This is a genomic window from Streptomyces sp. DvalAA-14, from assembly GCF_900091855.1.
GTDB lineage: Bacteria > Actinomycetota > Actinomycetes > Streptomycetales > Streptomycetaceae > Actinacidiphila.
The window spans coordinates 1-24,576 of the sequence record NZ_FMCH01000169.1 but is presented as its reverse complement, the minus strand read 5'-3'; the positions used below and the strand labels follow the sequence as shown (position 1 = coordinate 24,576).

The 24,576-nt window shown below is 71.4% G+C and carries 22 protein-coding genes and 1 pseudogene; 17 read left to right on the top strand and 6 right to left on the bottom strand.

Annotated features, from left to right (window positions below):
• The first annotated feature begins 274 nt into the window (after window positions 1–274).
• A pseudogene (locus GA0115240_RS08360) lies at window positions 275–1,326 on the top strand (protein kinase family protein).
• Between the two features lie 105 nt (window positions 1,327–1,431).
• Here the strand turns inward: GA0115240_RS08360 and GA0115240_RS08355 are convergent.
• From GA0115240_RS08355 to GA0115240_RS08340, 4 genes are all read right to left on the bottom strand, one after another.
• Window positions 1,432–2,142, bottom strand: coding sequence for a hypothetical protein (locus GA0115240_RS08355; RefSeq protein ID WP_141708774.1), 711 nt, complete (start codon window positions 2,140–2,142; stop codon window positions 1,432–1,434).
• Between the two features lie 331 nt (window positions 2,143–2,473).
• Window positions 2,474–2,806: an STAS domain-containing protein gene (locus GA0115240_RS08350; protein ID WP_346267926.1), complete on the bottom strand. Its 333-nt coding sequence runs from the start codon at window positions 2,804–2,806 to the stop codon at window positions 2,474–2,476.
• Window positions 2,803–4,158 (bottom strand): SpoIIE family protein phosphatase, encoded by a 1,356-nt coding sequence (locus GA0115240_RS08345; RefSeq protein ID WP_093736013.1) that lies wholly within the window; start codon window positions 4,156–4,158, stop codon window positions 2,803–2,805. Before GA0115240_RS08345 ends, GA0115240_RS08350 begins: the two co-directional genes overlap by 4 nt.
• Window positions 4,158–4,967: an alpha/beta fold hydrolase gene (locus GA0115240_RS08340; protein WP_093736012.1), complete on the bottom strand. Its 810-nt coding sequence runs from the start codon at window positions 4,965–4,967 to the stop codon at window positions 4,158–4,160. The genes GA0115240_RS08345 and GA0115240_RS08340 overlap by 1 nt, the downstream gene beginning before the upstream one ends.
• Window positions 4,968–5,230: 263 nt before the next feature.
• Between GA0115240_RS08340 and GA0115240_RS08335 the strand changes: the two genes are divergently transcribed.
• The 10 genes from GA0115240_RS08335 to GA0115240_RS08295 all read left to right on the top strand — a co-directional run bounded on the left by GA0115240_RS08335 (window position 5,231) and on the right by GA0115240_RS08295 (window position 14,809).
• Entirely contained in the window at window positions 5,231–6,010 is a 780-nt protein-coding gene (locus GA0115240_RS08335) for an SDR family oxidoreductase (protein ID WP_093736011.1), read from the top strand.
• A gap of 166 nt (window positions 6,011–6,176) precedes the next feature.
• Complete coding sequence (locus GA0115240_RS08330) at window positions 6,177–6,347, top strand: hydrophobic protein (protein ID WP_093736010.1); 171 nt, start codon at window positions 6,177–6,179, stop codon at window positions 6,345–6,347.
• A 104-nt stretch (window positions 6,348–6,451) separates the two neighbouring features.
• Entirely contained in the window at window positions 6,452–6,601 is a 150-nt protein-coding gene (locus GA0115240_RS36730) for a hypothetical protein (RefSeq protein WP_176725013.1), read from the top strand.
• 358 nt (window positions 6,602–6,959) lie between these two features.
• Window positions 6,960–9,641: a M14 family zinc carboxypeptidase gene (locus GA0115240_RS08325; protein ID WP_093736009.1), complete on the top strand. Its 2,682-nt coding sequence runs from the start codon at window positions 6,960–6,962 to the stop codon at window positions 9,639–9,641.
• A 73-nt stretch (window positions 9,642–9,714) separates the two neighbouring features.
• Window positions 9,715–10,998 (top strand): threonine synthase, encoded by a 1,284-nt coding sequence (locus GA0115240_RS08320; RefSeq protein WP_176725012.1) that lies wholly within the window; start codon window positions 9,715–9,717, stop codon window positions 10,996–10,998.
• Window positions 10,995–11,753 carry an amino acid ABC transporter ATP-binding protein gene (locus tag GA0115240_RS08315; RefSeq protein ID WP_093736008.1) on the top strand — a complete coding sequence of 253 codons (759 nt, stop codon included), beginning with the start codon at window positions 10,995–10,997 and terminating at the stop codon, window positions 11,751–11,753. The genes GA0115240_RS08320 and GA0115240_RS08315 overlap by 4 nt, the downstream gene beginning before the upstream one ends.
• Before the next feature lie 31 nt (window positions 11,754–11,784).
• Window positions 11,785–12,711, top strand: coding sequence for a transporter substrate-binding domain-containing protein (locus GA0115240_RS08310; protein ID WP_141708773.1), 927 nt, complete (start codon window positions 11,785–11,787; stop codon window positions 12,709–12,711).
• Between the two features lie 2 nt (window positions 12,712–12,713).
• Window positions 12,714–13,394, top strand: a complete 681-nt coding sequence (locus GA0115240_RS08305) for an amino acid ABC transporter permease (protein WP_093736006.1) — start codon at window positions 12,714–12,716, stop codon at window positions 13,392–13,394.
• Entirely contained in the window at window positions 13,394–14,050 is a 657-nt protein-coding gene (locus GA0115240_RS08300; protein WP_093736005.1) for an amino acid ABC transporter permease, read from the top strand. The genes GA0115240_RS08305 and GA0115240_RS08300 overlap by 1 nt, the downstream gene beginning before the upstream one ends.
• Before the next feature lie 87 nt (window positions 14,051–14,137).
• A complete protein-coding gene (locus tag GA0115240_RS08295) occupies window positions 14,138–14,809 on the top strand; it encodes a GntR family transcriptional regulator (RefSeq protein WP_093736004.1) in 672 nt (223 codons plus the stop codon).
• A gap of 40 nt (window positions 14,810–14,849) precedes the next feature.
• Here the strand turns inward: GA0115240_RS08295 and GA0115240_RS08290 are convergent, their stop codons facing one another.
• Entirely contained in the window at window positions 14,850–16,565 is a 1,716-nt protein-coding gene (locus GA0115240_RS08290) for an ABC transporter family substrate-binding protein (RefSeq protein ID WP_093736003.1), read from the bottom strand.
• A 187-nt stretch (window positions 16,566–16,752) separates the two neighbouring features.
• Between GA0115240_RS08290 and GA0115240_RS08285 the strand changes: the two genes are divergently transcribed.
• From GA0115240_RS08285 to GA0115240_RS37915, 6 genes are all read left to right on the top strand, one after another.
• Window positions 16,753–17,736 (top strand): ABC transporter permease, encoded by a 984-nt coding sequence (locus GA0115240_RS08285; RefSeq protein WP_093736002.1) that lies wholly within the window; start codon window positions 16,753–16,755, stop codon window positions 17,734–17,736.
• 21 nt (window positions 17,737–17,757) lie between these two features.
• Window positions 17,758–18,780 carry an ABC transporter permease gene (locus GA0115240_RS08280; protein ID WP_093736001.1) on the top strand — a complete coding sequence of 341 codons (1,023 nt, stop codon included), beginning with the start codon at window positions 17,758–17,760 and terminating at the stop codon, window positions 18,778–18,780.
• Entirely contained in the window at window positions 18,777–20,855 is a 2,079-nt protein-coding gene (locus tag GA0115240_RS08275; protein WP_218087417.1) for a dipeptide ABC transporter ATP-binding protein, read from the top strand. Before GA0115240_RS08280 ends, GA0115240_RS08275 begins: the two co-directional genes overlap by 4 nt.
• Window positions 20,856–21,368: 513 nt before the next feature.
• A complete protein-coding gene (locus tag GA0115240_RS08270) occupies window positions 21,369–22,079 on the top strand; it encodes a hypothetical protein (RefSeq protein ID WP_237554714.1) in 711 nt (236 codons plus the stop codon).
• A 192-nt stretch (window positions 22,080–22,271) separates the two neighbouring features.
• Entirely contained in the window at window positions 22,272–22,712 is a 441-nt protein-coding gene (locus tag GA0115240_RS37920; RefSeq protein ID WP_237554713.1) for a hypothetical protein, read from the top strand.
• Window positions 22,709–23,410, top strand: a complete 702-nt coding sequence (locus tag GA0115240_RS37915; RefSeq protein WP_237554712.1) for a PP2C family protein-serine/threonine phosphatase — start codon at window positions 22,709–22,711, stop codon at window positions 23,408–23,410. Before GA0115240_RS37920 ends, GA0115240_RS37915 begins: the two co-directional genes overlap by 4 nt.
• An 81-nt stretch (window positions 23,411–23,491) precedes the next feature.
• Here the strand turns inward: GA0115240_RS37915 and GA0115240_RS08260 are convergent, their stop codons facing one another.
• A complete protein-coding gene (locus GA0115240_RS08260; protein WP_161302090.1) occupies window positions 23,492–24,532 on the bottom strand; it encodes an MDR family NADP-dependent oxidoreductase in 1,041 nt (346 codons plus the stop codon).
• Between the last annotated feature and the right edge of the window lie 44 nt (window positions 24,533–24,576).

Here is a 24,576-nt window from a genome sequence, read left to right as displayed (position 1 = left end):
GAGCCTTTCGGGGTGCCGTCTGCGGGCACTCCCCAGGCCATGCGGATGAGGGGGGCCCGACCTGTCACAGCGTTAACGGGTCTCACCTCCTCGGTTCGCAGCAGCTCACGACTGGAGGACGTTATCACGGCGGTCCTCAACTGCCCCTGTTCAACGGTGCCGTACGGCCGAAGCCGCGTGGCCGCTTCGCGTAAGGTGCGCAGCCGGCGTCAGTACCCAAGCCCACAGGATCGAGGTCGGTGCCCCGGTGGAGCCAGCAGCCGCGTTCCCGGACCTGTCGCGCGGCACGCGTCTTGCCGCTCATGGGGCCGTCTCCACGTCCCTGGCCCGGCTCAGCGACCGCGCGCTGGGCGAACTCCTGGACGCGGCCGTGCCCCTCGGCGCGGGCATCGGGGGGAAGTCGGCCCGGTTGGAGGTCGCCGGCACCCCGCTTTTCGTCAAGCGGGTGCCGCTCACCGATCTGGAGCGGCGGCCGGCGCACCAGGGGTCCACGGCGAATCTGTTCGAGCTGCCGCTCTTCTGCCACTACGGCACCGGCGGGCCGGGCTTCGGGGTGTGGCGAGAGCTCGCGGTGCACACACCACGACGACGAACTGGGTGCTCGCCGGCGCATACGAGGGATTTCCTCTGATGTACCACTGGCGGGTGCTGCCGGACTCGACGCCGCTGCCCGCCGAACTGGCCGACGTGGAACGGGCGGTGGCCTACTGGGGCGGCGGATCGCAGGTGCGCCGCCGGATCGAGGCGCTGCGGCGGTCCTCGGCGAGCGTCGCGCTGTTCCTGGAGTACATCCCGCAGAACCTCCACCAGTGGCTGGGCGGTCGGATCGAGGCGGGCGACGAGGCCGCCGACCGGGCTTGCGCCATGGTGGAGCGGGAGTTGGCGGCCGGCACCTCGTTCATGAACAGCCGCGGGCTCCTGCACTTCGACGGGCACTTCGAGAACATCCTGACCGACGGCCGGCGCCTGTATTTCGCGGACTACGGCCTGGCGATCTCCTCCGACTTCGAACTGGCCCGGGACGAGGCCGACTTCTTCGACCGGCATCAGAGCTACGACCGCGCGTACACCGCCACCTACCTGGTGAACTGGCTGGTCACCGCGCTGTACGGATACCGGCCGGAGGACCAGGAGGGCCGCTGCGCACGGGTGCGCGCCTACGCCGACGGCGAGCGCCCCACCGGGATCCCGCCGCAGGCCGCGGCGATCATCGCGCGGCACGCTCCGGTCGCCGCGGTGCTGTCGGCCTTCAACCGCGAACTCCGGCACCGGAGCAGGCAGACCCCGTACCCACGGGAGGAGATCAACCGGATCACCGGTGCGTAACGGCTGCCCCCCCTTCTCCGGGGGGCACGCGACGCCGCGGACGTCCTCCCCGTGCCGTACCGAGCGGCTGGAACGGCAGCCGCGGGTCGGCCGGCGCGTCGGCACCTACGGGATCTGCATCTTCGGATCGTCGGGCCGAGTCGCGATCACGTGGAACGGCGCGCCGCTGCCCACCCAGCCCGTCCCGGCTTCACCGTCGACGGTGTAATCGACGCGAATCCTCCAAGTGACGTCGTACTTGGTGGTGGACGCGTCGAAGATCAGGTCCACGGGATCGCCTTCGGTCACTTTGAACGTCAGCTGCTTGACGGGAATCGAGCTCATCCGATCGTCCGGGTCCGACTCCGTGAATGTCGGTAACGGTTTTTCCGCATCCAGATCGAGCGTCGCGACATACTGCGTGATGCCTGCGCCGGAGCAGTCTCCGTTGACTTCGAGAACAGTCCGCCGGGATGCGGCCACCTTCTTGAGCACCACGGCGTGTACGCCGGTCACCACGACCGTTTCACTACCCGTGGCCTGGAACACGTAGTTGCCGCTCGCCTCGTCGGCGATCGCGGAGTTCTCGACCAGGGCTTCGAGTTCGTGATCGTTACGCGGACGGGACCGGCCGGCGGCGGCCGGCACCACGTACTCGCCCTGCAGATCGCAGAGCGTCTCCTCGCCCCAGGGCCCCTGGGTGTAGGTGAAGGGGCCGGTCGGCGTCACACCCGGCGACACCTTGCCCGGCACAGCAAAGGCAGGCGCCGGACGGTTCCACATTCCTGCCACGAGGTGCGGCAGTCCGGTCACCGTTCCCGATATCAGGGTCGTCACGCCCAATGCGGCCGCTCCCACCACGACTTTGTTCCCGCTCGCCACCCAGCCGAGCAGGCGCCTGATGGGTGCGGGCCGCCCGGGCCCGCCCGACGCACGAAGGTTGTTCCGTGCTCGCGTCCGGGCTCGTCGCAGGCGGGCCTGCCGGTCGCCCTGCCCGCCGTCCCCGCGTGACGTACTCATGGCGTCCCCCGTCCCCCACCGCTCCGCACAATCTACGATCAAAACATTGCGGGTGTGCCCTTTTTGGGACAGTGAATGATATTTCCGCACCGCGCGGCACGGCGGGCCGTCGTACGCCCCCGGGCCGGCGGCGTGGGCGGGCGACGGCCTAGCCGGGCTCGGGGGCGGGGTGGATGGAGAAGATCTGGTCGAGGCCGAGCATGCGCAGGATGCGGAGGGTGGCGGCGGGCACGCCGGTCAGGACGATGCCGGCGTCTTGGGCCTGCGTGTGGTTGCGGGCGGCGATGAGTGCGGTGATGCCGGTCGAGTCGCAGAAGGTCAGGGCGGCCAGGTCGACGGTCAGCAGCTGGCCGGGCTCCAGGGTGACCGTGTCCGCGGCGGCCCGGAACCGGTCGGCGCTCTCGTGGTCGAGGTCGCCGGCCACGGCCAGCACCGCTCCCTCGGCCGTGGCGCGGGTGGTGAGGATCAGCGCGGTCATCATGCGGCTTCGGTGTCCGTGTCCGGGGCTGAGGCGGGGGCGGGGATGCCGAGGGTGAGCAGGGCGGTGTCGTCGTCGAGTCCCGCTCCGAAGCTCTCCAGCAGGGCGGTCAGCGCGGTGATCGTCTGCTGAGCACCTGCCGGGGCCAGGTCCCGGGCGAAGGCGTGCAGGTCGTCCTCGCTGTAGCGCGGACCGGCGGTGGTCCGGGCTTCGGTGAGGCCGTCGGTGTAGAGCAGCAGGGTGTCGCCGGGCCGCAGCACGGTGGTCGCGGTGGTGATGTGCGGGCTGGGCATGATGCCGATGAGCATGCCGCCGGGGGTGTGCAGGAATTCCGTGCTGCCGTCGGCGCGCAGCAGCAGCGCCGGAGGGTGGCCGCCGCTGGCGACCGTGATGTCGAAGGTGTCGCCGTGGGCGGTGAGGGTGCCGGCCACGGTGGTGCAGTAGCGCGGGTATTTGCCGCTGTAGCGCTCGTGCAGCGCGGTGTTGAGCAGGTCCAGGGCCGCGGCGGGGTCGCCGGCGTGCAGGACCGCGGCGCGCAGGGTGTAGCGGATCAGGGAGGTGACCGCGGCGGCCTCCGGGCCCTTGCCGCACACGTCACCGAGGAAGAAGCCCCAGCGTCCCCCGCCGAGTTCGAACAGGTCGTAGAAGTCGCCGCCGAGTTGGTCCACGGACGCGGGGTGGTAGTAGGCGGCGGCCTGGACACCGGGGATCCGCGGCAGCCGGGGCGGCAGCAGGCTGTTCCGCAGGATGGCCACGACCTGGTGCAGCCGGGCGCGTTCGCTCTCGGCGGCCTGGCGGGCGGCCTCGGCCTCGGCGCGGGCCAGTTCGGCTTCCTTGCGGGCGCGCAGCAATTCCTGCTCGTAGGCGCGGCGGTCGCGGGCGTCGAAGAGTGTGGTGCGGATCAGCAGCGGCTGCCCGTCGGTGCCGGTCTTGACCACCGAGGTCACCAGGACCGGCAGCCGGCTGCCGTCGGCGCCCTTGAGTTCCAGGGCGACGCCCGAGACCTGGCCCTGCATCGCCAGCAGCGGCGCGAAGTGCGTCTCGTGGTAGAGCTTGCCGCCCACGGTGAGCAGGTCGGCGAAACGTCTGCGGCCGACCAGTTGGGTGCGGGAGTAGCCGAGCCAGTTCAGCAGGGTGGTGTTGACCTTGGCGATGCGGCCGTCCATCAGCGTGGACAGGTAGCCGCAGGGCGCGTTGTCGTACAGGTCCTCGGCGCTGTCCTCCAGGAGGGCGGAGAACCGCGCCAGCTCCGTCTCGTCCCCGTCCGTCTCGTCCTCGTCCTCACCGTGGGCGCCGCCGGTGGCGGCGCCGCCACCGGCGCCCTGGTCGGGGTCGCCTCCGGCGGCGCCGCACATCACCGGGCGGCCCCGGCGAACGCGGCGATCTCCTGGACGGTGGCTTCGGGGGCGCTCAGCTGCGGGCAGTGGCCGGTCGCGTCCAGGGTGACCAGGCGGCTGCCCGGGATCGCGGCGTGCACGTACGCGCCGACCTGCGGAGGCGCGATCACGTCCTGGGCGCACTCCAGCACCAAGGTGGGCACCGTGACCAGGGCCAGCTCGGCCCGGGAGTCGGACAGGAACGTCGTGCGCGCGAACACCGCGGCCATGCCCGGATCGGTGGCGCAGAAGCTGTTGGTCAGCTCCTGCCCCAGCTCGGGACGCTCCAGGTTTCCCATGATCACCGGCGCCATCGCCGCGGACCAGCCCAGATAGTTGGAATCCAGCGACTCCAGCAGCTCATCGATGTCTTCGGCGCTGAACCCGCCGGTGTAGCCGGTCAGCGGGTCGTCGATGTAGCAGGGAGAAGGGGCGACCATCACCAGTCTGGCGAACCGCTGCGGCTGCCGGGCCGCGGCGAGCACCCCGACCATCGCGCTGACCGAGTGGCCCACGAAGACCACGTCGGTCAGTTCGAGCTCGGCGCAGATGTCGAGCACATCGGCGGCGTATCCGTCCAGCGACGCGTAGCGCCGGCGGTCCCAGGCGGACGGGTCGGAGCGGCCCGAGCCCACATAGTCGAAGAGCACCACCCGGAAGCTCTCGGCCAGCACCGGCAGCACGAGACGCCACATGTTCTGATCGCAGCCGAAGCCGTGGGCCAATACGACCACCGGTCCGTCGGGCCGACCGACGACCCGCACGTTGTTCCTGCCCACCGCGTCCATAGCGGGCATGGTCGCACGGATTGCTTTGCCCGGCGGACCGGGGTCCGCCGGGGACCTCCCGGCCTGGTCGATTCGCTTTTCCGACTCACTTTGCTACGGTACCGATGGTGGGTCGATTCGAAAATCGAATCAACTAGCGAACCCGCTCGGCGGAGCCGGGTCCGCGACAGCGACTCCCCTCATCCCGCACTCCACGGAAGCAGGGCGGTCAGCCGACGATGTGCGCCGCCGCTTCCGCCGCACCACCCAGACAGGAGACCGACATGACGTCCGTGCTCATCACCGGCGCCTCCAAGGGCATCGGCCGGGCCACCGCGATCGAACTCGCCGCCCGCGGCCACCGGGTCGTGGCCACCGCCCGCCGACCCGAAGACCTCGACGATCTCCCCGTCGACCGGCGACTGCGCCTGGACGTCACCGATCAGCAGAGTGTCGACGACGCCCTGCGTGACGCCGGGGAGATCGACGTGCTGGTGAGCAACGCCGGCGCGACGATCCGCGCGTCGCTGGAGAACGTGCCGCTGTCCGAGGTCGAGGCCCTTTTCCGGCTCAACACCTTCGGCCCCCTGCGGGTGGCGCAGGGCGTGCTGCCGGCCATGCGCGAACGGGGCGCGGGCCGGCTGGTCTTCGTCTCCAGCATTCAGGGCCGGCTCGTCGTGCCGATCATCGGCCCCTACGCCGCCAGCAAGTGGGCCCTCGAGGCGTTCGCCGAGACGCTCGCGGTCGAGGCGGGCCATTTCGGCGTCAAGGTGACCATCCTCCAGCCGAGCACCGTGTCGTCCGGCGGCGCCGAACGCGCCAAGTCCTTCTTCACCGAGAACGACCCGTACACCCCTTTGTTCCAGCAGTTCGGCGCGCTGCGCGGCACCTCCATCTTCGAGCCCATCACCCCGGAGGAGATGGCCGCCGCGGTCGCCGACGCGGTCGAGCACCCCGATCCCCCGCTGCGCATCCCGGTGGGCGCACCCGCCAGGGTCGCCCTGGAGGCCCGCAAAGCGGCGCCGGAAGACGCTCCCTTCGTACCGATCACGCTCGACTGGTAGCAGCGCCCGCGTCCTTCCCGGGTCCGTCCGCCCCGGGTCCGCACGCCGAGCCGGAGGTCGGAAGAGACCAGGGGCGGAAGCACTCCGGGTCGCCCGGACGGTGGCGACCGATGGTTCGCATGAGCGTTCCCATCCGGGGCACACGCCTTCTTGGAGGCTGATAATCATGGGACCGTTGCTCGTTGTTCTTCTGCTGGCGCTGATTCTCTTCGGCGCGGGATTCGCGCTCCACCTTCTGTGGTGGATCGCCGTCGTGGTACTCGTCGTATGGGTGCTGGGCTTTGTCGTACGCGGCACCCACTCCAGCGGCAGCCGGGGCCGTTGGTACCGCTGGTAGCACCGGCACCGAGACCGAACGGCGGGCGCCGCCCACCCCCCAGGGGGTCGGGCGGCGCCCGCCTTTTGCCGGGAGAGTCCGCCGCGGGCTTGTGCCGCTCCAGCTTGAGCAACGTGCTGGAGCTGGAGTCGGCGCTGCTGGCTGTCGCGGGCAAGGCGTCCCGCAGGCGGACCCCGCGGGCGCCGGCCGAAACCGATCGGCGCCTGCATGCCGACCCGCCGGCCCGGGCCAAAAAGCTGACGCTGCGTCAGTAACGCCTCGCCGAAGGCCGGTTGCGCTCCCCCACGTACCGCGCTGTCACCGCCCCAGCCAGGCACGATGCAACACGCTTTTAATATTAAATCCAAGATGGAACCGTTGCCCTCCCTCGCTACGGGCTGGCAGATTGCGTTGCACGCAAGGTTTCCATCGCCCGGGTCGGGGGCGCCCGCGGATCACGCGGGCCCGCCCGACAGCAGCGCGCGGCACCCGGGCATCGCGGCAACCATCGTGGCGCAGCGTCGCGCCACGGACGGCGTTGAACGACACCCCGCAGGCCAGCGGCGACGGTCCACCCGCCTCCGCGAGGACAACGGCCCGGCCCTGTCGGACCGTGAAAGGCGATGTCGGTAGATGACCAGCAGCGAGAACTCAAGGCTTTCCCGCCGAACGCTCCTTCGCACCACCGCGGCGGCCGGCGCCGGGGCGGCCGCGACCGTGATCCACCCGGGCGCCGCCTCGGCGGCGCCGGCCGCACCCCAGGCCGCCGCCGACCACGAGCAGCCGGCCGCCGGGCCGCAGCACAAGGGGCGGATCCCGACTCCGGCCGAGTACTTCGGGACCGCGATCGGGACCGACGGCTTCCTGGCCCGGTGGAGCACGATGGTCCCGTACTTCCAGCTGATCGCCGACCGCAGCGACCGGGTGACGTACGAGGAGATCGGCAAGACCACCCGGGGATATCCGTACATCCTGCTGACGATCAGCTCGCCGAAGAACCTGCGCGATCTGGACCGGCTGGTCGCCACCAACGCCCGGCTGGCCGACCCGCGCGGGCTGTCCGAGGCCGAGGCGAAGAAACTGGCCACCGAGGGCAAGCCGTTCTACTACGCGCAGGCCGGGATCCACTCGACCGAGGTCGGCAACTCCCAGGCCGCCATCGAGTGGGCCTACCGGCTGGCCACCGAGCAGTCGGACTACATCGAGAAGATCCTCGACAACCTCGTCATCCTGCTCCAGCCGTGCCAGAACCCGGACGGCATCGTCCTGGTCAACGACTACTTCGCCGCCACGGCCGGCACCAGTTACTCGCGCACCTACCCGGACCTGTACAACAAGTACACCGGCCACGACGACAACCGCGACTGGATCATGCTGACCCAGGTCGAGAGCAAGTACAACGTCTCGATCCTGAACAAGTACCGCCCCCAGGTGTTCCAGGACTCCCACGGCGCCAGTACCGGCTCGCCGCGCCTGTTCACCCCGCCGTACCTGTCGCCGTACGACCCGAACATCGACACCATCCTGGTGCAGCAGACCGACACGGTGGGCCTGGCGATGCAGCGGGGCATGACCGCGGCCGGCATGAAGGGCAACGGCTGGGGCTCCGAGTACGACTACTGGTCGCCGTCCCGGCAGTACTGCGTCTACCACGGCTCGGCGCGCATCCTGACCGAGGCAGCGGCGGCCGCCAACCTCGCCTATCCGCAGGTGGGCACGAAACCGCTCGGCCAGCAGACCACCGACATCAACTTCATCGAGCCGTACGACTCGAACACCTGGACACTGCGCAACATCGTCGACTGGGTCTCCCAGGCCTTCTACTCGGGCCTGGAGACGGTCGCCTACGACACCTACAACTGGCTCTACAACTCCTATCGCGTCGGGGTCAAGGCGGTCACCGGGACCAGCCCGTACGCCTATGTCATCCCCGCCGGGCAGCGCGACCCGCAGGCGGTCCTCGACGCCCTGGAGATCTTCCACCTCGGCGCGGTGGAGATCGGCCAGGCGCAGACCGCGTTCACCGCCGACGGCAAGCAGTACCCCGCCGGCTCGTACGTCATCCGTCTGCAGCAGCCGTACGCCGGGTTCGCCAAGACGCTGCTGGAGGTGCAGGACTACCCGCAGCTGCTGCAGTACCCCGGTGGCCCGCCGCAGCGGCCCTACGACACCACCGCGCAGACCCTGCCGATGCTGCTCGGCTTCGAGGCCGACCTGATCAGCGCGCCCTTCGCCACCGACACCCGGCAGTTGACCTCGGTCAAGCCCCCGGCGGTCGCCACCCCGTCCGCACCGCCGAGCGGCGGGGCGTACGCGTTCGGGCCGGAGTCCTACGGGGTGTTCCGGATCGTCGCCGCGCTGCAGAAGCAGGACATCCCCACCTTCCGCGCCGCCGCCCCGTTCACCGACGGCGGGCGCGCCTTCCCGGCCGGCACCTTCCTCGTCCCGCCGTCCCCGGCCGCCCGGCAGCTCCTGTTGGACAATTCGAAGGCCACCGGCATCCCGGTGTCGGCGATCCGCGCGGTGCCGCCGGTGGCCGGCGCCCAGCTCAAGCCGGGCACCAGGATCGGCCTGATCAAGCCGCCGGACAACATGCCGTCCGGCTGGCTGATGTGGACGTTCGAGCAGTACGGGGTGGAGTACTCGGTCGTGTCGGCGAGCGACTACGCCGACCTCGCCGGGACCTACGACGCCATCATCATGCCGGAGGGGGTCAGCAAGAACTCCATCGTCAGCGGGCTGAATCCGAAGAACTACCCGCCCGACTGGGCCTGGGCGTTCGGTGTCGGCACCACCGGCTGGAACCAGCTGCACGACTTCGTGACCGGCGGCGGCACGCTGGTCACCTACGGCAGCGGAACCGCCACCGCCCAGTCGCTGTTCGGCCTGCCGATCACCTCCGCGCTGCCCGGCGGCTCCTCCTCGGACTTCTACTGCCCGGGATCGCTGCTGAGCCAGGAGTTCGACACCGCCAACCCGGTGGCCTGGGGCGTGCCGGCGAACAACCCGGTGTGGTTCGTGTCGGACGACGCCTACCAACTGACCGACACCGGCACCTATCCGGTCGAGGTGGTGGCCAAGTACCCCGACAGCGGCGACCAGTTGCAAAGCGGCTGGCTGATCGGGGGCGAGAGCCTCAACGGGGCCGTCAACGGCCTGTCCTGGACGATCGGCGACGGCTGGGTCGTCACCTTCGGCAACGAGATCGGCTTCCGCACCTGGAACCGGTCCGAGCAGCGGATGCTCTTCAACGCCGCCTACCACGGGCCGTCGACGAAGCTCACCGGCCAGCAGTTCCAACGCCTCGGACGGTGAACCGCGGTGGGGGCGGGCCCGCCCGCCCCCACCACCGACCATCCCCCGGGCCGGACAGAGAGGAAGTCACCGGTTGAACGCCGACGACGGCAACTGGACCAGCGCGCTGACCCACCTGGAGTGCGGACGCTGCGCCGAGCACTACGACGCGGACGTGCCGCAGAACGTGTGCCGCTGCGGTTCGCCGCTGCTCGCCCGCTACGACCTCGACGGGGTCCGGGCCGCGGTCGGGCCGCGGGACATCGCCGCGCGCGGCGCGGACCTGTGGCGGTACCGCGAGCTGCTGCCGGTACGCGACCGCGCCAACGTGATCACCCTCGGCGAGGGCTGGACACCGATCGTGCCGCTTCCCGGGTACGGGCGGCGCATCGGGATACCGGGCCTGCTGGCCAAGGACGAGGGCATGCTGCCGACGGGCAGTTTCAAGGCCCGGGGTGCGGCGGTCGGCGTCTCCCGGGCGCACGAACTGGGGGTGCGGCGGCTGACGCTGCCGACCAACGGCAACGCCGGCGCCGCGTGGGCCACCTATGCCGCACGGGCCGGCACCGAGTGCCTGGTGGTGATGCCCGAGGACGCTCCGCAGGTGACCCGCAAGGAGTGTCTGGCGGCCGGCGCCCGGGTGTACCTGGTGGACGGTCTGATCGGCGACGCCGGCCGCATCGCCGGGCAGGCGGTCAAGGACGGCTGGTTCAGCGCCGCGACCCTGCGCGAGCCCTACCGCATCGAGGGCAAGAAGACGATGGGCCTGGAGATCGCCGAACAGTTCGGCTGGCGGGTGCCGGATGTCGTGGTGTACCCGACCGGTGGCGGCGTGGGCCTGATCGGTATCCGCAAGGCCCTCGACGAGCTGACCGCGCTGGGGTGGATCACCGGGCGGCTGCCGCGCTTCGTGGCCGTGCAGTCCACCGGCTGCGCGCCGATCGTACGGGCCTTCGCGTCGGGGGCCGAGACCGCCGAACCGTGGCCGGCCGACCAGGCACGCACGGTCGCCTTCGGTATCAATGTCGCCGCCGCGCTGGGCGACTTCCTCATCCTGTCCGCGCTGCGGGACAGCAAGGGCACGGCGATCGCGGTCGACGACCGCGACATCCTCCAGGAGCAGGCGGCCTGCGCGGCCGCCGACGGGGTGCTGATGTGCCCGGAAGGAGCCGCGACACTGGCCGCGGTACGCCGGCTGCGCGCCGACCGGTGGCTCGACGGGGACGAGGAGGTCCTCGTGCTGAACACCGGCAGTGCGCTGAAGTACGCCGACAGCCTGCGGGTGGGCAGCCCGCCCCGGCTGGCACGCGACGCGGACCTGCCGCCGGACGCGACCTCCCCCGCCGGCGCGGCCGACGACCGCGGGGCACCGCGATGACCGCGTCGCCGGCCGGCGGGCCGACGGCGATGGTGGAGCTGCGCGGGGTGCACAAGTCCTACGGCGGCGTCGAGGTGCTCAAGGGCGTCGACCTGACGGTGGCGCGCGGTGAGGTGGTCGCCGTCATCGGCCCGTCCGGCGGCGGCAAGAGCACCCTGCTGCGGTGCGTCAACCTGCTGGAGCCGGTGACCGCCGGCCAGGTGCTGCTGGAGGGCGAGGACCTGACCGGGGCCGGCGTCGATCCGGACCGGGTGCGCCGGCGCATCGGCATGGTGTTCCAGCAGTTCAACCTCTTCCCGCACCTGTCCGCCGTCGACAACCTCACCCTGGCGCCGCGCAAGCTGCTGGGGATGCCCAAGGACCGGGCGCGCGAGCGGGCCGGCGCGCTGCTGGCCCGCGTGGGGCTGGCCGGCAAGGCCGACGCCTACCCAAGGCAGTTGTCGGGCGGGCAGCAGCAACGGGTCGCGATCGCCCGCGCGTTGATGATGGACCCGCACGTGATGCTGTTCGACGAGGTGACCTCCGCACTCGACCCGGAGCTGGTCAGCGAGGTCCTCGACGTGATGCGCGACCTCGCCCGCTCCGGGATGACAATGCTGTGTGTCACCCACGAGATGGGCTTCGCCCGTGAACTCGGCGACCGCCTGGTGTTCGTCGACGGCGGCGTGATCGCGGAGCAGGGCCGCCCGGCCGACGTGCTGGACCGGCCCCGGAACGACCGTACCCGCCAATTCCTGCGCAAGGTTCTCCGTTAGCACACCGGATCGAGCAGAAGGAAGCAACGTCGTGAGATCGAAATTCGGCATGGTCATCGGTGCGGCAATGGTCCTGGTCCTCGCCGCCGGCTGCTCCTCCTCGTCCAAGGGGTCGTCCTCGGCCGGCGGTTCGGGCGGTGCGTCCGCCTCGTCGGGCAGCCCGGTGGACGTGGGGGCGCCGCTGCCCGACGAGGTGAAGAGCAAGGGCAAGCTGACCGTCGGCGTCAAGTGCGACTACCCGCCGTTCGGCTACATCGACGAGTCCTCGAAGAACGCGGGCTTCGAAATCGACATCGCGCACCAGATGGCCGCCTACGCGTTCGGCGACCCCAACGCGCTGAGCCTGACCTGCGTGACCGGCTCCAACCGGGTGTCGTTCCTGGTCTCCAAACGCATCGACCTGATCGAGGCGACGATGAACTACACCCCCGAACGCGCCCGGACCATCGACTTCTCCACCCCCTACTTCGACAGCGGCGTGAAACTGCTGGTGCCCAAGAACTCCCCGATCACCTCTTTCGACCAGTTGGCCGGCCAGCACGTCATCAGCATCTCCGGCGCCACCGCCAGCCTGTGGCTGACCCAGTGCATGAAGGATGTCAAGCAGACCCTGTTCACCGAGACCAGCCAGGCGCTGACCGCGCTGAACCAGAAGCGCGGTGTCGCGTTCGCCCAGGACGACACCCTGCTGCTGGACCTGGCGGCGAAGAACGCGGACCTCAAGGTCGTCGGCGACGCCAAGGCCGACAGCCCCTGGGGCATGGGCGTCCGCAAGGGCGACGCGCAGATGCTCGCCTGGGTCAACGGCGCCCTGGCCCACATGCAGCAGAGCGACTTCTTCTGGACCGAATTCCAGAAGACGGTCACCGACCCGTCCGTGCAGCAGCAGTTCGCCAAGTACCTGCCGCGCCCGGGCAGCAAGCTGACCTATCCGTCCGGCGCCACCCTGCAGTGCTGAGCATGGCCGACATCTCCGGCTACCACTTCGAACCGGGCTTCGTCGTCCACCACCTCGGCGACCTCGGCACCGGCCTGCTGCGAACGCTGGCGATCAGCGCCATCGGCATGGCCGGCTCCCTGATCGCCGGCGTCCTGCTCGGCGCGGTCTGCGCGCTGCGCGTCCCGGTCGCCCGGCAACTGGTCACGGTCTACGTCGAGGTGTTCCGCAACACCCCGCTCCTGGTGCAGATCTTCTTCCTGTACTTCGCGCTGCCGGACACCGGGCTGCGACTGGGCGGATTCACCGTCGGCTGGCTGTCCCTGGCCTTGTGGGGCGGCGCCTACACCGTGGAGAACTTCCGCGCCGGCTTCGAAGCCGTCGAAGGCGGCTACGTCGAGGCCTGCCGAGCCCTCGGCTTCTCCCGGCTGGCCGCCTTCCGGCAGGTCACCCTCCCGCTCGGTGCCCGCATCGCCCTGCCGTCGGTCACCAACATCCTCATCTCCGTGTTCAAGAACTCCTCGTTCATGGTCGCGATCAGCTACCCGGAACTCACCGAAACCGCCGTCAACCTCGTCGCCGTCAGCTTCCGGGTCTTCGAGATGTTCCTCGCCATCGGGGTCGTCTACCTGGCCCTGGTCTGGCTCCTGTCCCTGGGCGCCGGAGCCGTCGAGCGGCGCTTCGCGATACCAGGAGGACACTGATGCCCCCGTGGGCCGGACCGGTGGCCGACTACCTCGCCACCGGCCTGCGCGAAACCGCCCTGCTGGCGCTGGCCGCCATCGCCGCCAGCCTCCTGGCCGGAATCCTGGTCGGGGCCGTACTGACCCAGCCCAGCCGGCCGGTCCGGGCGGTGGCCCGGGCCTACGTCGAGATCTGGCGGGGGCTGCCGATCATCATCATCCTGTACTTCATCTTCTTCGTGCTGCCGATCATCGGCGTGCGGGTGGACACCTTCAGCGCCGCCGTCATCGGACTGTCGCTGTGGGGCAGCGCCAACATGGCCGAAGTCGTCCGCGGCGCCGTCCAGTCGGTACCCCGCGGACAGGCCGAGGCCGCCGCGGCACTGGGCTTCTCCTGGACCGGGCGCATGCGGCACGTCCTGCTGCCCCAGGCCGCCCGGCGGGCCCTGCCGCCGGTGATCGGACTCGTCGTCAACCTCACCCAGCAGACCTCACTGGCCGCGGTCATCGGACTGCTCGACATCCTCGAGGCGTCACAGCGCTCCATCGAACGACTCACCCTGTCCGGCGGCTCCTCCCACGCGGTGCCGATCCTCGGTGCCGTACTCGCCGTCTTCTTCGTCATCTGCCTGCCCCTGACGATGCTGTCCCGCTGGTACGAGCGCAGACTCCACTGACCCGACCGGCCGCGCCGGGGCCGCTTCGGGCAGGCGGCGGCCCCGGTAGCATCGTCTTCACGGAGAAAAGGGGGGCACCCGGCGACCATGACCGTCCCGCGCCACACCCTGCTGAACGCCGCCTACGACCACGTGCGGGCCGCCATCCTCGACGGGTCGCTCACCCCGGGCTCCCGGGTCACGGTCCGCCCGCTGACCGAACAGCTCGGCCTCAGCCCGACCCCGATCAAGGCCGCCCTGGCCGCCCTCGAACGGCAGGGCTTCCTGGTCGCCGTCCCGCACCGCGGCTACTTCGTCCCCGAAGGCAGCACCGACGACCTGCTGGAGCTGTACGAGCTGCGCGAAGCCCTCGACGGGATCGCCGCGCGCCGGACGGCCGGGGCGCCCGGCCACGACCGGATCGCCGACCAGTTGGAGCGGCTTTTGGCCAGGCAGCGCAAGGCCATCGAGGCGAACAACCTCCAGTCCTACGGGGAATTGGACCTCGCCTTCCACCGCCTCATCTGGGAGGGCTCGGGCAGCCGGCGGCTCATCCCCATCGCGGAGAACCTCATCGCCCAGGTGCGGATGGGCAACCGCCTGTCCGCGCAGGCGCCCGGCCGGCTGCCGGTCGCCGTCGACGAGCACGAGGCCATCTTGGCGGCGATCCGCGACGGCGACCCGCGCGCCGCGGAGCGCCACACCCGCGACCACGTCCGGGCCGCGGGCCAGGCGCTGCGGCGCTACCTGGGGGTGGCGGGCGGGGCGGAGCAGCCCTGACCCGGGCCGCCGGCGGGCGGTCCGACGCCTGCCGGGGATGTCATGAGGTCCACCCCATGGTGTTGTAGTCCGTGTCGGCCAGGCCCGAGGCGCCGAAGTTCGCCAGGCCCTTGCGGACCGCCACGATCTGCGGGCGCTGGTACAGCTCGATGGAGTGCACCTGCTCCCAGATCTTCGCGTCCGCCTGGTTGTACAGGGCGTCGGACTTCGCCTGGTCGGTGGTTGCCGCGGCCTCGGTGAGCAGCTGCTGGATCTGCGGTGTGGAGATCCGTCCGAAGTTGCCGTAGACCTGGGTGCCGCTGGGTGCCTGGAAGGTCGAGTACAGCATCGTGTGGAATACGGCGTCGACGTTGCGGAAGCTCACCAGGTCGAAGGCGCCGGTGTTGACGTACTTTGTGAAGAAGTCGTCGGCCGGGACGGTCTGGATCTTCACCGCGATGCCCGCCGCGCCGAGCTGCGCCTGCACCAGCTGGGCCTGGTCGGTGGCCGACGAGCTGGAGCCGGCGCTCAGCACGTAGCGCAGCGTGAGGGACGCGCCGTCCTTGGTGCGGGGCTTGCCCGCCCCGTTGTCCTTCCAGCCGGCCGCGTCCAGCAGCTTCTTCGCGCCGGCCAGGTCGTAACGGCCCCACTTGCCGCTGTTGTCCTGGTACCCCTGCTGGTTGGGCATGAAGAAGTGGTTGCCCAGCGGCTCGACCGGGAACGGCAGGTCCTTGGAGAAGGAGGCGAGGATGCCCTGCCGGTCGATGGCGAGGTCGACGGCCTGCCGCACGGACAGGTCCCGCAGCGGGCCGCGGGCCCCATTGAGGGTGATGTGCACCTCGTCCCAGCGGGCACCGCTCCTGATGTCGGTGTCCGGGGCCTCGGCCAGCCGCTTGTAGTCCTCGGGCTGGATGGCGGGGGCGTAGTCGATCTCCTTGTTCAGATACGCGTCGGTGTCCGCCGAGGCGTCCAGCGCCCGGTAGATGATCGAGTCCAGCTTCGGCCTGCTGCCCCACCAGTGCGGGTCGGGCACGGTGGTGACGGTCTGCGCGGTCTTGTCGTAGGAGCTGATCTTCCAGGAGTTGCCGGTGATCGGGACCTTCTCCAGCCAGCCCTTGTTGAACAGGTCGGGCGTGGCGATCGCGGGCGCGGGCAGCAGCGGGCGGAACAGCCGCTTCCAGTCCGCGTACGGCTTGCTGAAGGTGATCTTCACCTGCTGGTCGTCCGCGCCCCGGGTGACCGCGGAGATCTGGTCGTAACCGCTGGTGTCGGCGACCAGGTAGCGGTCGTCGCTCCCCCGCAGCGCCTTCCACTGGGTGGCGAAATCCTGCCAGCTCAGCTGCCTGCCGTCGGACCACCTGGCCTTAGGGTTCAGGGTGTACGTCACCACCTGCGGGCTGGTGGCGGTGACATCGGCCGAGACCAGGAAGTCCTTGTCCAGCTGCGAGACGCCCTGGGCGTCGTAGGTGAACAGGCTCGGCTCGACCTGCACCACGATGCTCTGGGCGTCACCCTGGGTGCCGTCCACCTGGTAGAAGTTCCACTGCGGGATCCACTGCTGGATCGCCGCGGTGAAGGTGCCGCCCTGCTTGACCTTGCCGGCCGGCTGCGGATTGATCTCCTGCGAGCCGACCGCGGGCGCCGCGGAACTCGTCCTGGACGCCGCGTCCTTCGAGGTGTCCGCGTGGTCGGAGGAGCTGCTGCACCCCGCCGTCAGCAACGCGGCCGAAAGGGCCACGGCGACCGCGGTGACGGCTCTGCCGAACTTCCTGCGCATGGGGTCCCTCTCGTCGTCGAGCACGGCGCGGCAGCACCGGGGGCCCCAGGGGACACCGTGCTGCGCGCTGAGGCTAAACCGCACCGGAGACCCCATGCGCCTCTTTGGTAAATCTGACATGGTCTCTTCACACCGTCGCAACACGCGGCCCCGAAGATCGACGGTGACCCCGCGGAAAGGACCCGATGTGCTCGCCTATCTGGCCAGGCGACTGGGCTATTACGTGGTGCTGCTGGTGGTGGCCGTGTGCCTGTCGTACGCCCTGGCCGCCACCGCGCTCCAGCCGCGGGCGTACTTCGAGGCGCGGCAACCGCCGCCGCGGCCCGCCGCCGTGGACGCCCAGCTCACCGCGCTCGGCATCGACGACCGCACCCCGCTCTACGACCGGTTCGGCCACTGGGCCGCGCACGCGGTGCGCGGCGATCTCGGGCGGACCATCGACGGCACCTCCGTCAACGACGAGTTCGGCCGCCGGGTCGGGGTCAGCCTGCGGCTGCTGGTGACCGGCACCGTGGCCGGAACGGTGCTCGGCATCCTGGCGGGGGCGTGGACCGCGGTGCGCCAGTACCGGCTGTCCGACCGGCTGTTGACCGTCGGCTCCTTCCTGCTGCTGTCCACCCCGGTGTTCCTGCTCGCGGTCCTGCTCAAGATCGGGGCGATCAAGCTCAATCAGGCCCTGGGCACCGACCTCATCCGGTTCACCGGCGAGGAGACGCCCGGTCTGCGGGGCGGCTGGCTGGCGCACGCCGAGGACCGGGCGGTGCACCTGCTGCTGCCGAGCCTGTCCATCGGACTGATCACCGTCGCCGTCTACAGCCGCTACCAGCGCAGCGCCATGCTCGACGTGCTCGGCTCCGACTATCTGCGCACCGCCCGGGCCAAGGGCCTCACCCGGCGCGAAGCACTGGTCAAGCACGGCCTGCGCACCGCGCTGATCCCGATGTCGACGTTCTTCTCCTACAACTTCCTGGCGGTCTTCACCGGCGCCATCTTCACCGAGGCGATCTTCGGCTGGCACGGTATGGGCGAGTGGCTGGTCGCCTCGATCGGCAAGGACGACGTCAACTCCGTTGTCGCGGTGAGCTCCTTCGCCGCCGTCGTCGTCCTGCTGTCCGGCTTGGCCGCCGACCTGCTGCACGCCGCGCTCGATCCGCGTATCCGCCACTCCTGACAGGGGTTTCACCACACCGCCATGGCAACCGCACCAGAGGCCCTGCTCGCCGGGGCCGCATCGGACGACGGCCTGGTGGCCGGCCCGCCGAGCCGGGCCCGGGTCATCGTGCGCCGCTTCGTCGCCCACCGCAGCGCCGTCGCCGGACTGATCGTCGTGGCGCTGCTGTTCGTCCTCGCCTTCGCCGGACCGCACCTGACCCGGTGGAGCTACAGCGACATCGACTACACCGCGCTGCGCTCGGCGCCCTCCGCCCGGCACTGGTGGGGCACCAACCGGATCGGCCAGGACGTTTTCGCGCAGACCGTGCGCGGGTTGCAGAAGTCGCTGGTCATCGGGCTGATGGTGGGAGTGGCCGCGACCGCCGGGGCCGCGGCGGTCGGCGCCTGCGCGGGCTACTTCGGCGGCTGGACCGACCGGCTGCTGACCTTCGTCACCGACCTGCTGCTGATCTTTCCGAGCTTCCTGGTGATCTCCGTCCTCTCGCCGCGCCTGAGGGGCGGCGGCTGGCTGGTGTTCGCGCTGCTGCTCGCGCTGTTCGCCTGGATGATCACCGCCCGGGTGGTGCGAACGATGGCGATCTCGCTGCGGGAGCGCGAATTCGTGCGCGCCGCCCGCTACATGGGGGTCGGACCGCTGCGGATCATCACCCGGCACATCGTGCCCAACGTGGCGTCCTTCCTCATCATCGACGCCACGATCGCGGTGGGCGGCGCGGTGATGAGCGAGACCGCGCTGTCCTACTTCGGCTTCGGCGTGCAGCCCCCCGACGTGTCGCTCGGCACGCTGATCGCCGACGGCACCACCGCGGCGATCACCTATCCGTGGATGTTCTTCTTCGCCGCCGGACTGCTGGTGGTCTTCGTACTCGCGGTGAACCTGGTCGGCGACGGGCTGCGGGACGCGATCGACCCGACGTCGGTCCGGCGCGGCACCGAGCGGCGCGGCGCCGAGCGGCGCGACTCCGGACGGGACGGCTCCGGACGGCGCGGATCGGAACGGCGGGGCACCGAACGGCGCGGCGCGCGGGCCGGGACCAGGTGAGCGCGTCGGCGGGGAAGCCCGTCCTGCAGATCCGCGGCCTGGCGGTGGACTTCGGCGCGGCGCCCGCCGTGCGCGGCGTCGACCTGGTGCTGCACCGCGGCGAAGTCCTCGGCCTGGTCGGCGAGTCGGGCTCCGGCAAATCGGTGACCGCGCTGGCCGCGATGGGACTGCTGCCGCGAGGGGCGCACATACGCGGCTCCGTACGACTGGACGGCACCGAACTGGTCGGCGCGCCGGACACGGCGCTGTCCCGGCTGCGCGGCAACCGGGTCGCGATGGTCTTCCAGGACCCGCTGTCGGCCTTCACCCCGGTCTACCGGATCGGCGACCAGATCGTCGAGGCCATCCGCACCCACCAGGACCTCTCCCGGGAGCGGGCCGCCGAGCGGGCGGTCGAACTCCTCGACCTGGTCGGCATACCCGAACCCCGGGTGCGCGCCGGAGCCTTCCCGCACGAGTTCTCCGGCGGCATGCGGCAGCGCGCGATGATCGCCATGGCGATCGCCAACGACCCCGACATCATCCTCGCCGACGAACCCACCACCGCACTCGACGTCACCGTGCAGGCCCAGGTGCTCGACGTGCTGCGCACCGCGCAGCGCGAAACCGGCGCCGCCCTGCTGCTGGTCAGCCACGACCTGGGGGTCGTCGCGGGCACCGCGGACCGGGTCGCGGTGATGTACGCGGGCCGGATCGTGGAGACCGCCCCGGTCGACACGCTGTTCTCCCGGCCGCGCATGCCGTACACGCTCGGCCTGATCGGCGCGGTGCCGCGGCTGGACACCGGCGGCAAGGGGCGGCCCGAACCGCTCGTGCCAATCCCCGGCGCCCCGCCCGCCCCGGGCGCCCTCGCCCCCGGCTGCCCCTTCGCGCCGCGCTGCCCGCTGGCCGAGGACCGCTGCCGGGCCGCGGAACCCGAGCTCACGAGCGGCGGGGACGAGCAGCACCTGGCCGCCTGCGTGCGGGCCGAGGAGGTCGGCGGGCTCCGTCCGCTCGACGTCTTCCCGGTGGCGGCCGCCGCCCACCCGGCCCAGCCGGACGACGAGCGGGGCGGCCGGCGGCCCGAGGGCGACAGCGTGCTGCGGGTGGCCGGCCTGGCCCGGACCTTCCCGCTGTATAAGGGGTCGGTGTTCAAACGCCGGGTCGGCTCGGTGCACGCCGTCGACGGAGTCGACCTCGACATCCGCGCCGGTGAAGTCCTCGGCCTGGTGGGCGAGTCGGGCTCGGGCAAGTCGACCGCCCTGTTCGAGATCCTGGAGCTGGCACGGCCCGAGCGCGGCAGCGTCGAAGTACTGGGCCACAACACCGACGGGCTGACCCGACGGGCGGCACACACCTTGCGCGGGCAGGTGCAGATCGTCTTCCAGGACCCGATGGCCAGTCTCGATCCGCGGCTGCCGGTCGGCGACATCATCGCCGAGCCGATGCGCGCCCAGCGGGCCGAACGCGACCGGATCGCCCGCCGGGTGCCGCAACTGCTGCGCCAGGTCGGGCTGGAACCGGCGCACGCGGAGCGCTTCCCGCACGAGTTCTCCGGCGGCCAGCGGCAGCGCATCGGCATCGCCCGCGCGCTGGCCGTGGACCCCAGGCTGCTGGTCCTGGACGAGCCGGTCTCGGCGCTCGATGTCTCGGTGCAGGCCGGCATCATCAACCTGCTGCTGCGGCTGCGGGCCGAACTCGGCCTCGCCTACCTCTTCGTGTCGCACGACCTGTCCGTGGTGCGGCACATCGCCGACCGGGTGAGTGTGATGTATCTCGGCCGTACGGTCGAGGCGGGCGCGGTGGGCGAGGTGTTCGCCCGGCCCCGGCACCCGTACACCCAGGCGCTGCTGTCCGCCGTGCCGCTGCCCGACCCGGCGCGGGAGCGCGCGCGGACCCGGATCCTGCTGCCCGGGGACCCGCCGAGCCCCACCCGGCGGCTGACGGGGTGCCCCTTCCGCTCCCGCTGCCCGGTCTTCGCGGCCCTCGGGCAGCCGCAGCGGGAGCGCTGCGCCAACGAGGTCCCCGCGCCGGCCGAGCAGGGCGGCGACCATGTGGCGGCCTGTCACTTCCCGTCCGAGCGGGCGGTGCTGTGACCGCCGGTCGGCCGTGAGCGGCCGGGACGCCGCCGCGCACCCCGCGCGAGGTGAGCGGTGCCCGCGCACGCCACTGGGGCAGCGGCATCGCCGCCTGCCATGGTGACTTCCGGTCCGGAGCAGAATTTTAGTTACTGCTAAAATACGCCGCTCGTCCGCTCCACCGCGAATATCGCACGAAGGTTCGACAGCCGCCGCGGCATTCCCAGGGCGACGGGCCCGCGGCTATGCTCGCACCGGGACGTCCTGGACCCCGACGGCCTGTGGTTGCTCCGACACGGCTGCCCGCGGGGAGCGGATCGCGGATCCGGTCGCCCCGGCCCACCCGTGCCGGGAACCGTGTCAGGAAATGCCGGAGATCCGGCGCCACCGGATGTCCCGGCCCCGGTCCTTCCCGCACACCGAGGGGCTCATGTTCACTTCGCAGATGTCGACCGGCCACCGCCGGCCGCCCGTGGCGTCCGTCGTACGGGGTCCGGCGCCGGTCCCGCCCGTCCTTCCCGGCGGTGGGCGGTGACGGCCGGGTCCGGACCGGGACAGGCGCAGAAGGCCGAGGGCCACGAGCCGTCCGGCGCCGGGGAGATGTACTTCCGCAGGCTCAACCGCTGGCAGGCCGAGGACCAGCGCGAGGACATGGCGGACCTCTACGTGGAGTCCACCGGGACGGCGTCCGGCGAGGAGTACCGCAGCCGCGAGAACTTCCTGCGGGGCTTCATCGACGACGTGCGCCGGCCGGGCTTCGACATGATGGTCGCGGAGGCGACGGTCGCGGCGCAGGCATCCGCCCTGGCGGGTTGCGTGTTCGGGTTCCCTGTCACGCGTGACGGTGCCTGGTGGCAGGGCTTCCGCGGCGCCCTCCCGCAGAACGTCGAGCAACTCACCGCGTCCGGGCATGTCTTCGCGATCACCGGAATCGTCGTCCACCGGCACGAGCAGGACCGCGGCCTGGCGGGCCGCCTGCAGGAGCGGCTGCTCAGCGAGCACCAGGCCTCGCTCGGCGCCACCTTGGTGGACGAGGCCGACGGTCCGGCGTACGCCGCCTTCCTGTCGTGGGGGTGGCAGGACATCGGCGCGATCCACCGGCCGCCCGATCCCGCGGTGCTGCGCGCGCTGATCCTGCCCCTCGGAGAGCCGGCCGAGGCCGACCGGGACGGCCTCGCGCACAACACGGAAACCGAACGGCCCCGCGAGGCGGACCGGCTGGATCCCGGCGCCCGGCGGTAGCGGTGGTGCCGCGGCGCACGACGACATGCCCGACAAAGCAGGCGAGGTGCCGCAGGCCCCCGGCCCGGCGTCGCGGTGCGGGGCCCGCGATTCCCTGATCCGCTCTCCCCGCCGCGGATGCCGATGGGTGAGCCGGTGGACCGCCCGGTTGCGTTCCGCTCTTTTGCGGCCTGCGACCACAAGAATGGGCCCATGGATATCTGGCGGCTGGACGATTTCCCGGCCCACGCCTCGGGACGACTGCTGGCCGTTCCCGGCGTCCTGATCGTCGCGATCACGGTGGCCGCCCTGGTGTCGCCGGACGATGTCCATCTCGGCCCGTTGCTGGTGATCGCACCGGCGCTGACCGCCTCGTTCGCCGGCCCCTGGCGCACCGCGATCATCGGCGCCGTCGCGGTGGCGGCGCAGGCCCTGATCATGGGGCAGGACGGCGGGGTCGGCACCGCCAGCCATGTCTGGCAGTTCACCGCGCTGGTGGTGCTGTCCGTGGTGGTGGTCTTCTTCTGCTATCTGCGGGAGCGGCACAGCCGGCAGCTGAACCGGGTGCGCGTGGTGGCCGAGACCGCGCAGCGGGTCCTGCTGCGACCGCCCCCGGAGCGGTGGGGTCACTGCGGGTGGCGTGGCGGTACATGACCGCCGACACCGAGGCGCAGATCGGCGGGGACCTGTTCGCGGTCGCCCGGACCGGCCGGGACGGCAGCCGGGTGCTCATCGGCGACGTGCGGGGCAAGGGCCTGGCCGCCATCGGGGAGGCGAATGTCGTCCTGGGCGCCTTCCGGGAGGGCGTCCGGCGCTGCGAAAGCCTGTCCGCGCTCGTCCGGGCGATGGAGGACAGCGTCAGCGCGGACCTCGAGGACGTGGCCGACACCGACCGCGACCCCGGCGAGCACTTCGTGACCGCCCTGGTCCTGGACCTGCCGGACGCGACCCGGCAGGGCACGATGATCAGCTGCGGGCATCCGGCGCCGCTGCTGCTCCACGACGGCGCCGTCGCCCTTCTGGAGTCCGGCACACCCAACTCGCCGCTGGGCCTGAGCAGCCTGCACGCCCCCCAGTTCCGCAGCGACAGCTTCGCCTTCGCCGACGGCGACACCCTCCTGCTCTACACCGACGGCGTGACCGAGGCCCGCTCACCGCAGGGCGTGTTCTACCCGCTGGCCGAGCGGGCCGCGACCTTCCCGCCGGCGGGTCCCGAGGCGCTGCTGCAGCACCTGCTGCGCGACGTCGTCGCGCACACCGGGGGCCGGCTCGCCGACGATGTCGCGGTCCTGGCCATCGAGCGGCTCCCCGCCCGCACCGGCGGCACCGCGCCGGCCCGCCCCGGCACCTGAAACCGGCCGCCCCGTCCCCACGCCTGCCGGTGGCCGCCGGTCCGCGTGCGGACGCACGGCTGACTCGCCGCTCCGGCTGGGCTAGGTGGACTGATCCCGAGCGATGCGGACGACGCGCTTGCCCAGGTACGGGGAACCCTGCCGGAAGACCGAGGCGAAGGCTTCCGGGGCCGATCCGAGGCCCTCGAACTCGCTGACGACGGTGGTGAGCTGACCGGCTTCCAGCAGCCGGGCCAGTTCGGCCCGGACGGGCAGCAGACGGGTCGGGTAGTAGTCACCGACCAGGAAGCCCTGCACCGTGCGCTGCTCCGTGTCGGGGTCGCCGGGGTGGGCCGGGCCGCCCTCGTCCGTCACATACGCGCTGACCCGGCCGGAGATCACGGCCTTGCCCGACGCGGTGAGCAGCGGCAGGGTGCTCCGCAGCAGGCTGCCGCCCACATTGTCGAAGAACAGATCGATACCGTTGCCGGCGGCGGTACGCAGGTCCCGCTCGAAGGTGTCGGTGCGGTAGTCGAGTCCGATGTCGGCGCCCAGCACGTCCGTGGTGTGCCGTACCCGGTCGCTTCCCCCGGCGATCGCGATGACCCGGGCGCCGGCCGCTTTGGCCAGCTGGACGGCCACGCCGCCCACCGCGCCCGCGGCGGCGCTCACCGCGACGGTCCAGCCGGCCGAGACGCCGCCCACGTCGTGCAGGCCCACGTAGGCGGTGACGCCGGGCGTGCCCAGCACGTGGATCCAGTCGAGTTCGTCACCGAGGGCGCGGTCGGCGAACTCGGTCGCCGCCAGCCGCCGGGTCGAGTACTCGGTCCATCCGCTGTAGGTCGCCACCTGCGTACCGACCGGCGCGCGGCTGTCGTTGCTCTCCACGACCACGCCGACGCAGCCGGCCTCCACGATGTCGCCGACCTGCTGATGACGGCGCATGTTGTTGAGCTGGTAGGGATCCACGCTCGTCACCTGATGGCGGATCAGCACTTCGCCGTCGCCGGGCGGGGCGATCCTCCGCCGCCGGACGGCGAAGTCGTCCCGGTCCACCGCGCCGCCCGGGCGGCGCGCCATGACGACGCTTTCGCCCTGCCTCGCCGTGGGCGCGGACTCGGTGTGCTGCTTTTCTCGGCTCACAGGACTCCCCACCGGTTCATTGGCCGCCCGGCCGGCGGGGGCAA